This window comes from Bradyrhizobium retamae, assembly GCF_001440415.1.
Lineage (GTDB): Bacteria > Pseudomonadota > Alphaproteobacteria > Rhizobiales > Xanthobacteraceae > Bradyrhizobium > Bradyrhizobium retamae.
On sequence record NZ_LLYA01000159.1, the window covers coordinates 325,381 to 339,677 of the forward strand.

General features: G+C 53.9%; 12 protein-coding genes and 1 pseudogene. 5 read left to right on the top strand and 8 right to left on the bottom strand.

Going from position 1 to position 14,297, the window contains the following annotated elements:
• Positions 1–47: 47 nt before the first annotated feature.
• Positions 48–986 (top strand): hypothetical protein, encoded by a 939-nt coding sequence (locus tag CQ13_RS21660; protein ID WP_057844837.1) that lies wholly within the window; start codon positions 48–50, stop codon positions 984–986.
• A gap of 375 nt (positions 987–1,361) precedes the next feature.
• Positions 1,362–2,735 carry an SNIPE associated domain-containing protein gene (locus tag CQ13_RS21665; RefSeq protein WP_057844838.1) on the top strand — a complete coding sequence of 458 codons (1,374 nt, stop codon included), beginning with the start codon at positions 1,362–1,364 and terminating at the stop codon, positions 2,733–2,735.
• Positions 2,736–3,087: 352 nt separating this feature from the next.
• Here the strand turns inward: CQ13_RS21665 and CQ13_RS21670 are convergent, their stop codons facing one another.
• The 8 genes and pseudogenes from CQ13_RS21670 to CQ13_RS21705 all read right to left on the bottom strand — a co-directional run bounded on the left by CQ13_RS21670 (position 3,088) and on the right by CQ13_RS21705 (position 11,348).
• On the bottom strand, positions 3,088–4,113 hold the full coding sequence (locus tag CQ13_RS21670) for a PIN domain-containing protein (RefSeq protein ID WP_156433787.1): 1,026 nt from the start codon (positions 4,111–4,113) through the stop codon (positions 3,088–3,090).
• Between the two features lie 86 nt (positions 4,114–4,199).
• Complete coding sequence (locus tag CQ13_RS21675; RefSeq protein ID WP_057844840.1) at positions 4,200–4,841, bottom strand: recombinase family protein; 642 nt, start codon at positions 4,839–4,841, stop codon at positions 4,200–4,202.
• 83 nt (positions 4,842–4,924) lie between these two features.
• Positions 4,925–6,256, bottom strand: coding sequence for a dCTP deaminase domain-containing protein (locus CQ13_RS21680; RefSeq protein WP_057844841.1), 1,332 nt, complete (start codon positions 6,254–6,256; stop codon positions 4,925–4,927).
• Positions 6,257–6,265: 9 nt separating this feature from the next.
• A complete protein-coding gene (locus tag CQ13_RS41280; RefSeq protein ID WP_197427382.1) occupies positions 6,266–7,516 on the bottom strand; it encodes a DNA methyltransferase in 1,251 nt (416 codons plus the stop codon).
• Positions 7,513–8,802: an HD domain-containing protein gene (locus CQ13_RS21695; RefSeq protein ID WP_082637565.1), complete on the bottom strand. Its 1,290-nt coding sequence runs from the start codon at positions 8,800–8,802 to the stop codon at positions 7,513–7,515. Before CQ13_RS21695 ends, CQ13_RS41280 begins: the two co-directional genes overlap by 4 nt.
• Positions 8,789–9,787, bottom strand: a complete 999-nt coding sequence (locus tag CQ13_RS21700; RefSeq protein WP_245309257.1) for a hypothetical protein — start codon at positions 9,785–9,787, stop codon at positions 8,789–8,791. The genes CQ13_RS21695 and CQ13_RS21700 overlap by 14 nt, the downstream gene beginning before the upstream one ends.
• Positions 9,788–9,883: 96 nt before the next feature.
• Positions 9,884–10,006: pseudogene (locus CQ13_RS47180) on the bottom strand (FAD-binding protein); the annotation flags it as partial.
• Positions 10,007–10,421: 415 nt separating this feature from the next.
• Positions 10,422–11,348: an ABC transporter substrate-binding protein gene (locus CQ13_RS21705; RefSeq protein ID WP_197427383.1), complete on the bottom strand. Its 927-nt coding sequence runs from the start codon at positions 11,346–11,348 to the stop codon at positions 10,422–10,424.
• 635 nt (positions 11,349–11,983) lie between these two features.
• Here CQ13_RS21705 and CQ13_RS21710 point away from each other — a divergent pair.
• From CQ13_RS21710 to CQ13_RS21720, 3 genes are all read left to right on the top strand, one after another.
• The gene (locus CQ13_RS21710) at positions 11,984–12,391 is read left to right on the top strand and encodes a hypothetical protein (RefSeq protein ID WP_057844847.1); all 408 of its coding nucleotides are present in this window, start codon (positions 11,984–11,986) and stop codon (positions 12,389–12,391) included.
• A 467-nt stretch (positions 12,392–12,858) separates the two neighbouring features.
• Positions 12,859–13,329 (top strand): hypothetical protein, encoded by a 471-nt coding sequence (locus CQ13_RS21715; protein ID WP_057844848.1) that lies wholly within the window; start codon positions 12,859–12,861, stop codon positions 13,327–13,329.
• Positions 13,330–13,613: 284 nt separating this feature from the next.
• Positions 13,614–14,060, top strand: a complete 447-nt coding sequence (locus tag CQ13_RS21720) for a hypothetical protein (RefSeq protein WP_197427384.1) — start codon at positions 13,614–13,616, stop codon at positions 14,058–14,060.
• Positions 14,061–14,297: the final 237 nt, after the last annotated feature.

The following is a 14,297-nucleotide window of genomic DNA, read 5'->3' on the forward strand; positions in this document are numbered from 1 at the left end:
AACCAGTATCTTTCTTTGGCTCTGAGCTACTTCAGTGAGAGATAACAATGCAGATGTCAAAATTGAACAAGTTCACCATGAAGCTGCCAGATGGCATGCCATCGCGTCTTGTTGACACTGACTGGGGCAAGCGCCTTCTAAGTTTTCGCGACGGCAAAGATCATCTGTTCATTGCGGTACGGGACAACTATTTGAGTGTCTACATCAATGGACGTGCCCTTTTCAAAAAGATCGAGGAGAAGAATGGAAAGTTGGTCGCGACCTTCGATCAACGTTACTTGCTTGGAAAGGATCAACCGAGCGGAGATCTCCATTTTGATGGCGAGAAGGTCTACCGCAAGAGCGGTGAACTCGTTGAGAAGGATTGTTCTCCCTTAAACCTTTCTGCTTGGGTCAATCGCGTCAAAAGCTACGGGCTAGTAAATCTAGATGATGAAACTGTCTCAGATGAAGCAGAGGATCTTAGCGAAAAAGGACTGCTAGCAAGCGGCGCTCTGCGCCCGTCGGTAATCAACCTCGAAATGGCATTGCCGGGTTTTCCAAGTGTAAGCAAAAGGACAGGCAAGGAAATCCTGATCGCGCCGCGCATCGATATGGTCCATTTGGAGCCGACGGAGACGGGAGCGGACCTCGTATTCACGGAGGCCAAGCTATTTTCCAATTCAGGGCTGCGATCTGCATCGTCGAAGAACCCTACAGTAGAGCAGATCCTGAAGTATCAACGCTACCTTGATGAACATAGTGCGGCGATCTGCGCGGCGTACGTCCAGGCCTGCAAGCATCTCGTTGAGATCCGACGATGCCAATCGGTAGAGATTGATCCACTACTAGCCGACGTCGCCAATGACGGCTCGCGACTGACGCTGCGGACGCTGCCTCGGTTGCTAATATTCAAGACTGAGGGCGACTCTCGACGTTCGGAAATCGCTTGGAAAGAGCATGAAAGGGCAATAATGGAGAGCGGCATCTCGATTGAATATGCTTAACAGTGTTCTGCGGCAGGTCGAATTCGAGCCAAATAGTTCTTGACCGCCTGCGGATAGAACTTCCTGCCGGTAACAGTCGTAATTCCTGCGTCATTCAGTTGTCGCGCAATCTCGCTGTAAGAACACCGCAATAAATCCGCATCCAGTTTTTGCCTGAGTTGGGATGCAAAGTCGTCAGCCGCCTTGCGATTCGTTGCGGCCACATTCCGTCAATTTGTGCCGAGAATTTGCTCTTCGTGGACCGGGGTCTGTTAACGAATCATAGATCAATGACCTGTTTACCAACGCGTCACAGAGTCGCGTGTGCGGCGAATAAACTCAATCGCCCGTTGATCATGTCCTGCTAGCACTCAAGGAAACGCCCGGAGTGCATACATGTCGGCATTTTTCGGTTTCCTATTATTCGCTTGGCTGCTTGGTTTTCCGATAGCATTCATCGTTGTCACACGCCGACTTTTCAAACAGCGGCGAACGTATCGCGAGGAGCAAGAGCGCTCGGCAGACCGAATCAAGGAACTTGAGGGCTATTTCAAGCCGCTGGAGGACATGTACGAGGAAATTGCCAAGGTTGAGTCTCAATACAACGCTCGAACAGCTGCGCTCGCTGAGCTCCGGTCGGCCTACGCGGAGAAGAAGGGCGCCTACAACGATTTAATGGATCAACTAGCGATCTGTGAAAGCCGGATGAACATCGCGGAACTTGGGCTTTACGAGCCTCATTTCGATTACACAGACAGCGAGCAATACAAGAACGCCATCAAGACCTGCCGCGAATCTCAAAAGCTTATGGCTGCCGAAAAGACGGCTGTAATCTGCCGGATCAACTGGTCACTCAATGGCAGTGAAGCCAAAGGGCAGACCATGGCAAATAGGGGTATTCGCCTGACTTTGCGGGCTTTCAACAGCGAGTGCGATGCCGCAATTGCGAATGCGCGCTGGAATAACGTGAAAGTCATGGAGAAGCGCATCCGAGCTGCGCGCGCGAAAATCGATGCTCTGAATGAATCGAATGCGATATTCATATCAGAGCAATATGAGGCGCTAAAGCTGAAAGAGCTTTACCTGACCCACGAGTGCCGTGAAAAAAACAAAGCAGAACGAGAGGAAAAGGCAGAGTTAGCACGGGCTAATCGCGAAGAGCAGCGCTTGCTGCAGGATCGGGAAAGAGCGAGACGAGAAGAAGAGCGCTACCGAACCTTACTTGCCAAAGCTCGCGCGGAAGCGGAGAACGTGGTTGGACCGAAGCTCGCGGCGTTCAACGAGCAGGTCCGAGTGTTGGAGGCGGATCTGGCGGAGGCTCAGCAGCAGCTTGCTCGGGCTGACGCGATGGCGGAGCGTACGAAGTCGGGTTTCGTTTACGTCATTTCGAACATTGGGTCATTCGGTGAGAATGTAGTGAAAATTGGGATGACACGACGGCTCGATCCGGAGGAGCGAATCCGCGAGCTTGGTGACGCTAGTGTTCCGTTTATATTTGACATCCATGCCGTACTCTACAGCGACGACGCGCCGGCTTTAGAGAGGGCGCTGCATAGCGAGTTTGACGGCAGTCGAGTGAATACAACCAACGCTCGCAAAGAATTCTTCCGCGCAACGATCGATGAAGTTGAGGCCGCCGTTAGACGAGTTGCTCCAACGGCTCCATTCTTTCGTGACTTTGAAGCTCAGGAATACCGTGAGACCTTAGCAAGACGCACAGAAATGCTGCAGGTGAGGCAGGTCAACGAAGAGTTGCCTATCGCAGTCTGATCTGCAGGCCAGTCAATGAGGTGCACTCTCCTTCTAACTTGTTGAAGCCATCTAAGGCGAATTGCTCGGTATGAATTCGTGCCAAATAGTTCTTGACCGTCTGCGGGTAGAACTTCCGCCCAGTCCCGTCGCAATACCCGCGACGTTCAAATGCCGCGCGATCTCGCTATAAGATCGCCCCATCAAACTTGCATCCGGATTTACCCTGAGTGATGCGCAAGTTAGTCAGCCGCGCTGCGATTCTTGACGGCCCAATTCTGTCCATTTGCGCTAAAAATTGATTTTGAACGGTTCGTCTCTTGGTCAACGTCGCTTAAAAACATCGCAAATGGCTTCGAGATGCATGGCGTCGTTAGGTTATTACCCGCATACGCTCAGGAGAATATTGTTGCAACTCTCGCGCCGACGGACTCACAGTTCCAGTAGTGAAGCGGCTATTGTCAATGGATTTCGACCAGCTGCGTATCTCAACATCCGTGACTGCATGTGATCTCGGGTCGTATGAACACGCCCCTTCCAACGACAGACGAGCGGTTAAGGTGAGCGGGCCGTCCCCGTCCTCTTCAATACCCTCCATCGCGAACGCTACCTCAAACGACACAGCAACGAGCGCGCTTTTCGGCGTGGCAAAGCCCTTAATCTTCGGCTTGGAAACGGGCGCGCCGAGGGCAAACTTGCCTTTCTCTGCGGCAATCTCACGGGCATGAGGTGTCACAGATTGAATGATTGCATCACCAATTTCCGCTTCATCGACCACCGCCGCGGTGCTTCCGAGTGAGGTTAGAAAATCTCTTACTGTAGGGTGAATATGGACGCGCCGACTCTTGAGTTCCAGCTCATCCTGCAAAGCCCTCGCTAACCCCTGAGAAGGTTTTCGCCCTTCATAGAACGCGGCATCCTGAGTCACTAAATGAACCTCGCGATCTTCAGCAAGCGCCAGTGCAGCGAGCCAAATACAGCAATCGCGGAATTGCTCATTATTGCTACCACAGGGTGGGACCGAGGCGATTATGCGGTCAAGTGCGGATTGGGCCTGTTCATGCGAGAAAGGCACCCGCACAATCAAGCCAGCAAGCTGTTTCCAACGCTCCTCCATACCTTCCTTTATCGCAAGCGTCGTAGGTCCCGTGAACAAGAGCTTGTGCCCCGAGAGCTGTCGCAGCAGAGCAGTTTCTCTGCCAATGAGGCTCACGGCTCTTTCGGCCATCTCCGGAAGCACGCGATTCACTTCGCGCTCGACGACTTCTGGTAGACCGATTGAAGCTTTTGCGCCGGATAAGGCGTATATCAATGCGTTGCCAATGGAGGATTGCAGCAAGCGCTCTGCTACCCACACGTTAGCGTCCAGAACAACGGCGTAAGCAGAAAGTTTGGTCATCGACAGTCCCCCCGTCCAAGAAAACTCGCGTGACTCGCGCAAATTGTAAAGCCTGAGCCTGCCAAAGATAATTGTCCCGTCAACGATCACAGGGATACTCCGCTGAGTCGTTTCAGGTAGTTCTTGACCGTCTGGGGATAGAACTTGCACCCAGTTACTGTCGTAATTCCCGCGCCGTTTAGCTGCCTGGCTATCTCGCTGTAAGAACACCGCAATAAATCCGCATCCAGTTTTGCCCTGAGCGAGGCTGCAAAGTCGTCTGCCGCCCTGCGATTCTTCGCGGCCAAATTCCGTCCATTCAAGCCAAGAATTTTGCCTCGGCGTTTCGCTTCGGCCAATGCCGCCTTCGTTCGCTCGGAAATGAGCCGGCGCTCTTCCTGCGCGAGGGCGGCGAAGATATGCAGCTGGAAGTCTGTGGCATTGGGCATTTCGGCGCAGACTAGGCCGATGCCTTGCTCCAGAATGTTGGCGATAAAGCTGACTCGACGGGAGAAGCGATCGAGTCGCGCGATGACGATTTTCGCGTTTTCGCGTTTAGCCAGCTGGATTGCGTGCTGCAATTCCGCGCGTGAATCGTCTCTGCCGGATTGAATATCGCAGAACTCTGCAAGCAACGTTCCAGTGCCAGCTACGAAATCGGAAATCTTGCGCTGCTGAGCCGCCAGACCGAGCCCCGATTTACCCTGGCGTTGAGTTGAGACACGAAAGTATGCGATGAATTTCGTCATGGCGCCCTGCCAAAAGACATTGTGTCAGGCGTCGTCGAGATCGTACCCTCAGGCAACGGTGACAACCGAGGCGTCTGCTCTGTCTACTTAGTTCCCCGCGCTTTCTCAATTTCTTCGAGAGCCTTCGCGCGAGCTTCGGCAATAGCAGCAAGAGCTTCCGTGCTAGCGGCAGTCAGCTTTTCGCCGCGACCTTCAACTGACTCGACGGTTGCTTTCAATTTATCCGCACGGCTCTCTGCATCCTTAACGCGATCCCACATAATTGTCAGAAAAAAAACACAGAAGGCCCCAGCAAAGGATATCAGGACAGCATTGACAACAGCTATGGAGCCCCAAAATATCCCATCAAGGCGAGCAAGCTTGCTCCGTATGTCAGCCATTTGGGAATCAATCATCGCCATGATCGTCCCGCCGGGATTTGACAGATTGCGCTGCATTACCCCTTCGAGGCGTTGCGCCAGAGCGTACTTTTGACTGTATTTCGTGGCGGGCCTCGTTGTTGTCGCGAACTCGATTGTAGCAAATTGCTCACCCCTGGTTAGAGGTACGGCTTGGCTGTTCGAATTGAAGAGCAGACAGAAGAGAGTGCCATCATAACCAGGATCGATTTGAGGCCCGTTTGAAAGAATAACGCCGCTCAAGAACATTGAAACCTTCAAATCGAACTTGCCCGTTATGAAAGTAGGTAAACGGGCTTCCTCCTTTGCGATCACAATCGCGTAAGAATACGGCGGCAGATGAAATGTAGGCGTTGTGTCAGAGAGAGTCTCGATCGACTTTTGGCACCAAACCTGATCTCCTATCCGCATGTCATAGCTGGCCGGTCGAATCGAATTTGACTCCCCGTGCGTAATCAATGCTCCAGCATTCATGAGCGCTTCGATCTGCTCTCGAACTAAGACTCCCCCACGACAATGTAGTATCTGGCCAATAGCTTTGACTGCATCGAGCACGTGAGTTGCATCTCCGCGCAATACCACGTCGCATTTGGTGATGACTTCCCGTGCTTTGTTGAAATCCTGGTCGGACATGCGTCGGGCGGCATCATTGTCCACCCGCTCATGCTGAGCTCTCGAGTTCTCAATTGTGTCGAGGCCGATGGTCACGACCTCGATTGGAGATGTCTGAACAAAGGAGTGCAGCCGTTCGATGGCCAGAGGATCAAAAACAGTGATGCAAGCATCTTTGTTTGCCTTTTCAACTTCGGAAAGGCGCATGCCGTAATAATCGTCTTTGGGCTTTATGCTCCAAGCATATGCAGCACTCTGCCACCGATTGACAAAGTGGTACTCAGTCTCATCATCACTGCGTCTTGGTCGTGTGGTGCTCGGTTTAAGAACCGTAAAATGAGATGAGATCGCATTCAATAGGGTTGTTTTTCCGGCGCCGCGGCAACCAACGAGAACCATCAACATGAATGCCCCCTAGGTCTTTTCAAAAATCAGAATTGTCTCTCTCTTGATAGACGTCCACGACTGCCGCGCTCGAACCTGTCTTATCGATCGGTGCTTCTCAAATTCGATTTTCCAACCGTGGGCCGTCATCACGGATTTTAGATCGGTCTCGCCTCGATCACGGCCGTGATCCTTGTGCGGCATGACGAAGGCGGCAACAGCAGGTGCCTCCATGATGGATATCTGACGCTCAACACTACGACTGAGTTCGCCTGACCATTCCGCAATGTGCTGCTTGTTGAATCTCTTGCGTCGGGCACCTGATTCGATCGAGCATAGCCGCTTTACTTCATCGTCATTCGCACCGAGAAGATAAAACGATAGGCGTTGTGCTAGAGTATAATCGATCGCGCCGGCGTACGGTGGCGATGTAACGAGGAGCCGTGGGTGCTCCGGCAACGTTATCTCGTCGGCGGACAGCCAATCCAGTTCGCGCACGTAGCAAAGCGGCTTCATCGCGGAGACGTTACCGAGCGGCTCGTATCGCTCAATTCGTTTGGCAGTTCTTTGAAGCCAATCGTTCGCGGCTCTTTGGACATCCTTCTCAACTAGTTCGTGAGGCAGGACGTTGTCAGCGATATGGCCCCAGCTCTTGGTTTGAGAGGAGAGTTGCCGAGCTATGGACGAGACCATTGTTAAACCGATAGCTCCGACAAATTGTGATGGATGGCGTACGAATTGATTTCGAAGCCGGATCAGAAGACGGAGAGTTTGTTTGCCGTACCATGGCAAGAGTTCGGTTCGAGCGGGGCGTGCCTCGCCGAAGCGCCTGGCAGCGTCACCGTTGTAGTCGATGACGGTCTCAATAAACTTATCGAGTTTGCGGAGCCGATCGCGCGATCCAAATGACAGGGTCTTCTGTGAGCCGATTCCGGCGCAAACTGCTCCCGCTTCTTGAATGGCGTAATCGAAAAGTCGAGGCTCTAATAATCGAACTGCGACTAAGCCGACACCGGTAAAAGTAGCCAAGCAAGCGATGGGATTGACATCTATGCTAATGGAGCGACGTCCACGAAACAGAGCAGCGAGAGCGGTTGTTCCTACGCCGCCAAAAGGGTCGAGCACGACATCGTCAGGAGTAGAAAAGGCTTCTATGATTGCGCCGGGCAGAGCAGGCACAAACGTGCCAGGGTACCAGTGCAGTCCGGATGCCTGACTCTCCGAGTCAGTTACAAAGTCCCAATCCACCGAATTGAGCTGGCGTTTGAGATATGTTTTCACGAAAAAAGGGCCAATTGAGCGGTCGCTGTGACGGATTCTTGAAGCGGGTCGTCCAATTCGGAAATGGTGTCAACGCCGTCAGCTGTAAGCTTTGCGCGAACACTCTCTACTGCGCGCCGCTGGGCACTTGCTGACAGATCCGACCGCGACGCAAAGAGCCCAATTAGGACTTCGCGTGAATCACGCCCAAAGTGCATTGTCGATCGGCTGTCACGGTTGAACAGCGCAACTTCTCGACAAACCTTCCTGTTGTCCAAAATTACGTGAAAAATACTCGGAGTTCTTAGGTCGGCACCAATAAGTTGCTCCATTTCGCGCTTGTATTCAGCTTTCGCAAGATCTTTATACTTCTCGACGATGGGCGTGCGCCAAAGCGCAAGGGGCTCATACAGGTCGCCGCGCATAATCCGTCCAGCGAGCTCCGAAATCCTTTGGTGTTCTCCAACTGAATGGCGCGTGAGATGGGTCAGCAACGCGTCATCTGTGAGAACCCAACTATCAGGACCAAGCAGGCCTGCAGATACAGCTAACTCAATCATGACCGTCAACATCGCCTTAGCAGAAAATTCTGCCCAGTCATGCAGGAGGAGTTGGTAAAGACGTGTTCTGATGGCTTGCCAACGATGAACGAGCTCTATGCCCTTATTACTGATGGAAAGCACAGAATCGGAAATGCCAAGATCGCGAGCGAGACCCAAGCAGATTTGCGCGTCTTCATGAGAAGCAACACCAACGTGCATCGCCAGCCGAACGACGTTGTCAATGTTATCCAGGTCCATCGTGCCAGCGATTAGCGGACCAAATCGTCCTTGACCTCGGATAGCCTCAGTAATTCGTGGCCAAAGAGGAGCCAAGAGCCTCGGAGTTGAAAACTGTGCTCCGGCAAAAGAGGCATTCTGCCTAATTTTTTGCAAGAACAAGCGCCGCGAACCATCGCTTACGTCTTCATGTTTGAATTCGCCGACCTCGTTATCGGTTAAAATGTATTCCATTGAATGGCCAAACGGGCCAGTTTGAAAATCGTGCAACAGGGCGGCTGCTTGAACAACTTCTGCGTCAGTTCCAGTAATTCGATTTTGTTGGGTCCACTCCTGAGCCAAGCGAAATACACCAATAATGTGTTCGAACCTAGAAATTTCAGAAGCACCGCTCACAAGCAGAGAATTGATATTGCACATTCGGATATTACGAAGGCGCTGGACCTCCGGCGATCGGATGACGGCCCAATCCTGAGCGGAGCAATCCACTCGCCCATAAAGCGGATCGAAAAATCTAAGTGCCTTCATAGGCAACGATTACCTCGTTCGCGGCGATCCAGCCCGAAGCAGCCGCCTGAAGCAATCCACGAGCATGGCCACCGATGTCGCCGACAGCGTATACGCCAGAGAGGCTTGTCCTATGCGTCTTCGGAAGCGCATATGTATTCCAATGCCAATCCAAAAGCGGAAAATGCACTATATGCGGTGAACTCCAATCGACCAAAGCGACCTCTCCAAGATAAGCGCCAAGGTCCAGCAAGTCCCGAAAAACTCCCTCTCCGAACGCACTACGAATGACCGACTCCGTTTCTCCAAATATAGCATCCGAGACCACAGCTTGACGCTCCAAAGTCTCCTTAGGTATCGATCTTAGGCTCTTGACTATTTCATCCCGGATTTCTGCTGTCCGATCGAGTCTACACAAAAGCCCGAAGTTGGATCTAGCGAATTCGCTGTCTGCGACCACGCCTCCTGCAATCGAGAAGTCGCCAAACGGATAACGATATACCCTACCGGGGCTGTTTAAGCAGAATGTCCGGCATCTTCCCCTTATTATTTTCGCGTCCGGACCATAGGATCGGAGTGCGGCCGAACCGGCAGCATCTAGAAATTCGATACGCACTCCAACGTCGAGGCCGCGGCCGGGTTGAGGATCTGCTCCTGCCTGCTCAAGTAGGCGGGAGCCCAGGCGGCCGCCGGCACATACGACCGTCTTGGCAGAACATAGCTTGCCTTCCGGGCCATCAACCTCCCATCCGTCCATTGTGGGACGGATCCTCACCACTGCTCCGGATATAAATGAGCATTTTGCAGCGACCTTTGCCTCAAGAGTTTCAATCAATCTATCCATCTGCACAGTCGTAAGAACAACTGAGTGATAGAGCCTGAGACTACTCCCCAGGGTGGGCGACGGCGGCAAGTTCTCTATCTTCGGAGCCTCAAGACCCAAAACAGCGCTCAAGTGCCTCAGAAGGTCCTTTAGCGAGTCCTCCGATCCGAGCAGCGGGACCAAACCCCTTCCGGCCGGGAGATAGGAAAATTTCGCGCCCGAAAACTTTGCAAAGCCACCAAGGTCGCCGTTCGCCTGAGGCAGCGGTTGATCAATGATGGCAACCCTAAGCTGCGACGTGCTTAACCGCAGCGCGCAGACCAACCCAGCCAGGCCGCCGCCAATTATCACGCAATCAAAGAAGCTAGCAGACGAACCTGCAGCTACATCGCTAAAATTCATCAGCTTCCGCAAAAAATGACGAGAACTACCGGTTGACGAGCGCCACTCTATCAGGGCCGCATCAATTCAACAACCAAGGATAGAAGACGGCATCAATCGGGATCTTAATCGCAGTAGCGTTGCACGGGGTGGAAGCAAAGCGTTGCCGAGGAGGAGAGCGCAGACGAAGTTGTGAACAGAAGCATCGGAACGTTGATCAAAGAAAGTTTGTAAAGCGCAAACCAGCGTTTATGTTTGACGGGATCGCATAGTCGTCCCAAGACGACGCATCTGGCCCCGTCCGCTGTGCATCTGATTGCTGACCTTGTCGCGGCCTGCCCTGAGGTCAGCGATGGGCCATCAACGGACATTGTGGATTGCATCGGAAGGTACCCGGTGAGACGAAGAGCACGCAGATGCGCCAGCCATGCCAAGGCTACGCATAGGCCGCATAGAGGGCATCCAACTCACCGTTTTCATCAAACTTGCGAACAAACTGGTCATCAATGAGATCAGCGGGAGAAACCTTCAGCACGCGAGGATCATGGATCGATATTACCGCCTGCATCTTTGCCAGCGGTGCCAGTGACGGATAGGGCTTGCGTCGGAGTTCGGCTAAACTGCTTGCAGCGGTTTCGGCGTCGGTGATGCTGAGGGCTTTGTTGAATGCCTGCATGACCTTTGCTTTGTTCCGTCCGCCAAGGCACATCGCTAGCGCTTCGAGCAGGGCATGTACGACGTTCTCAACAACGTCGGGATTGTTCGATAGAAAGCCATTGGAAACAACGAGCCCTCCTCCGAAGCTGCTTATGTCCGGCGGGTAGTCCTTCAAGAGGACAGCGAACCCTTTGGCCTGGAGTTCGCGACTTTGTCCCGCTGACACGAGCGCAGCGTCGATTTCGCCCTGTTCCAACGCTCGGAAAATTTGCATGGGATTGCCCACAGGCAGAATATTGATTTGGTCTCGCCGTGGATCGAGCCCCAATCGTTCGAGCGCGAGGATCGTCGATATCCAAAGTCCGGCGCCAATCACACGCGCTCCCATTCGCTTGCCGCGTAAATCTGTCGGTGTGTTGATCCCGGGTCGAGCGACAAGGTGCCCAGAGAGCTTGATGTCGCTGAACGAAGCGACAAGGCGCAAATCTGCCCCTTCGGTCGCCTGCAACAAGGCCGCTGGTTCGCCGATCATCCCTAAGGGCATGTCGGCTGTCAGGCGGGGGACCGTAGCGCCTTTGACACCGACGGATCGAACATCATCGACGCCGTATTTTTGGAAAAGAGCCTCTTGCTCGGCTAATGCAAGCAGGACAAGAAAGGATCCGGTCCCGTCCGCATATGCAATGGTTGCGCCTTTGTCGGCCATGGCGATCTTCCTTCTCGGCTGTGCCTTCGCGGCGCGCGTCCACGGCAACATGGAAGCGCCGAGAAGCGCTATGAGTTCGCGTCGCCTCATGTAGAGCCCTCCACGACCCCGACTTCCTTCAGTTGAGCTTAGCAGATCAGGAGCCCCCGAGGGGGAATTCGACCAATGTCTCAGATGGGTCAGAAGGCGCCGCTCGGAAGATCGTTCGGCTTCTTCTGGTTTGTCCCGATAAGCCGACAATCAAAGAGCCAGATCGGACTTCGCTTTCGGGCCATCTCCGGACGTTCCTCGGAGCCGCAGTCGTCGGCCTACGGACAGGGCGCCAATGGGTCGTGGTGGCGCACTTACCGCCGACCGATCAGCGAGCTCGGTCAATCACACTGACTTGCTTTATCCGTTCACCGGAGTGAAGCGCCACCTATTCTCAGGTGTATCAGGTCGCGTAGAATGGGGTTGCCTTGAAGCGGGATGTGCCGAAATCACCGTTCGGGGCAAACGAGCAGCACTGGTGCCATCGGCAGGCACGCTCTCTGAAGAGACCGACCCTTTTTTCGGTTTCGCACCACCATTCACATTGCACGAAATGCGCGCGCTGCTTCTGCGGCGGCTCGTTGCGTAGTCTCAGGAGAAAAGCAATGAACAAGATCGATCGAAGGTCAGCATTGGGAATTGGGTTGGCAGCGGCTTCCGCGGCTATGATGAAGCCCGCCGCTGCTCAAACCACGGGCTACAAGGATGCGACGCCGTGGCCTGGTGTCGTGGTGCGTGCTTATGATGGCGAGACACCATCCATCATCCCCGGTTTTAAGACCGTCTCGATGCGCGATGTCATTATGCAACCGGGATCGAAGACTATGGGTCCTCCGATGGAAAATGCCATGGTCTGCCATATCACTGAAGGGGAGATGCGGATCGAGCAGGAGGGAAAGACCCTTACGGGCAAGAAGAACTATGTCTGGACCTGCAACAAGAACACGAAAGAGCAGGTGTACAACGATGGGAACGTGGTCGCAATCATGCGGATCACGGACCTGAAGGCTTAAGGCTCGTTTGTTCGCAAGAGACCAATTGCTGGTGCGGATGGCGTACTCGACGAGGCGCCATCCGCGCGGAATGTAAACCGCCAATGGGTTGTCATTGAGCACACGGCCTGCCCTAAAACATGCGAGAAGGCGCAGCCGCCGAGCGTCCTATTTGGGTCATTAGCGCCGTTTTGAGTGCCCGCCGGTCACTTCCGTTCTCCCCCGATGAGCTGACATGCCGGGCGGCTGCTGGAATGTCTCAAACGGGCCAAGAGGCGACATGGCGCGCTGGGTCTGGTATGAGGGAGGGCAATTGACGCGGTCTAAGTGAGGCACAGATGCGCGCGATAGGATGGCTCTCGGTGGCTTGTTCGTTGTCAGTGCCGCTATGATGTTTGTTGATAAACTGCTTCAAGCAGAGTGAGTATCTGACGATGGGACCGCGAAGACTCCTCCGATTGGGAACTTGGTCAATTCTGGTATTTGCCTTGCAGTTTGGCTTTGTCGCAACTCCAACCGCAAATGGGGCCCAGAGCTTATCTGCTTTTTTTGGGCCTATATGTATCCAGATTATCGATCTTTCTGAGGATTTAACCCTCAATACGCGCGGCGATCTGGCGCAGCGTGTTGCCAGCGCTGTTCAGATCAAGGTCGAGGCAACGGAAGGGAACGGCAAGAGAAAAGTTTCGACGTGGCCGGAGTGCATTGAGGTAGATCAGCCGGGATTCGATCGCCAGCTGTCGCTCACCCTTTCAGTTAAGAGGCAGAAGATCATGCTGGAGGGGCGACCCTTTAACGTGATCGTGGCAGGTGGTGTGTCGCGAGACGGTTTGATCCAAGATCGTGATGCGCAGCCCGTGCTTATTGTCCAGCAACAGAGCGTGTCAGAGGACAGCATCGTGGACGCTCTGGTGGAGTTTGTCGATCGTAAGGTCGTCGCATCGTTGCGGCGACGATAATTGAGCAACTAGTAGTTCTTACTTCCGGTTGATCCGTGTGCTGCGCAATGCGCCACGTCCGCTAAGGGTCAAAAGCGTCGCTTTGACCTTCAACTAGCCGCTTCCGGTCTACCCCAATCAGCGGACATCAGTACCGGGCCGGAGATGTCTCAAACGGGCCACAACCAGACATAAGGCTTTGCCCGAAAGCGGAGCCGACGACTTGGGCGCGCCTCATTGGGCCTTGCGGTTTCGCGGGCGCAGGTATGAGATGATACTAGGCACCCGACAGGCGGTCCGGTGCCGTGGCAGCTTTCATCAGGGAGGGCTTAACAGTGGCACCAACGGCACCAGGTGGTATCAAAAAAAAGAAGGGTAGCTTAGAGATTACGGTCCCGGAATTTTCGATGCCGGCAACTGCTGTTCCCGGCATTGCGGAAGTCATCACCAAGGCATGGAACGGCGACGCTAGCCTCAACAAAATCATGGACCGTTTCCCTACCGGACCGAACAAAGGGATGGCCACGGCCGATGCTGTCACACAAGCCACAGCGGCAATCAATGCAGCGGCCCCGGGATATAGTTTGAAGCGGGCGGTAATAATCTCGGAAGATGAGCACGATAAAGGATACACGGTGGAAACTGAGGACGACGTGGTCTTCGTGCTCCCAAACGCCAGCCGCGTGACCGCCGGAGCAAATCTTCTCGAAACGGCTAAGTTGCTAATGGCCTGCACGCCCAACGGGATTTAGAAAACTCCGGCGCATTGAAGTGAGCCGCGCTGTATCGGCGCGCCCTTTATTTAGATTTAGCGGGCGCTGAGCGGGCCCTGCAGAGCGCGTCGTCGGCGACATCATCGAAATGGGGCGACGGCTGACGGACGCGAAGGAATTGCGTCGGCCACGGAGCCTGAACGGGCCACGATGTCCGCTTCGGGTCACGTGTGGACGGCGCCCTGGCAAGAACTTTCTGACGTTTTGCAGCATTGG

What these genes read in the sequence shown, in the direction of transcription:
- CQ13_RS21660 (WP_057844837.1), top strand. Translation starts at nt 48, where the DNA reads ATGCAGATGTCAAAATTGAACAAGTTCACCATGAAGCTGCCAGATGGC.
- CQ13_RS21665 (WP_057844838.1), top strand. Translation starts at nt 1,362, where the DNA reads ATGTCGGCATTTTTCGGTTTCCTATTATTCGCTTGGCTGCTTGGTTTT.
- CQ13_RS21670 (WP_156433787.1), bottom strand. Translation starts at nt 4,113, where the DNA reads ATGACCAAACTTTCTGCTTACGCCGTTGTTCTGGACGCTAACGTGTGG.
- CQ13_RS21675 (WP_057844840.1), bottom strand. Translation starts at nt 4,841, where the DNA reads ATGACGAAATTCATCGCATACTTTCGTGTCTCAACTCAACGCCAGGGT.
- CQ13_RS21680 (WP_057844841.1), bottom strand. Translation starts at nt 6,256, where the DNA reads ATGTTGATGGTTCTCGTTGGTTGCCGCGGCGCCGGAAAAACAACCCTA.
- CQ13_RS21695 (WP_082637565.1), bottom strand. Translation starts at nt 8,802, where the DNA reads ATGAAGGCACTTAGATTTTTCGATCCGCTTTATGGGCGAGTGGATTGC.
- CQ13_RS21705 (WP_197427383.1), bottom strand. Translation starts at nt 11,348, where the DNA reads ATGGCCGACAAAGGCGCAACCATTGCATATGCGGACGGGACCGGATCC.
- CQ13_RS21710 (WP_057844847.1), top strand. Translation starts at nt 11,984, where the DNA reads ATGAACAAGATCGATCGAAGGTCAGCATTGGGAATTGGGTTGGCAGCG.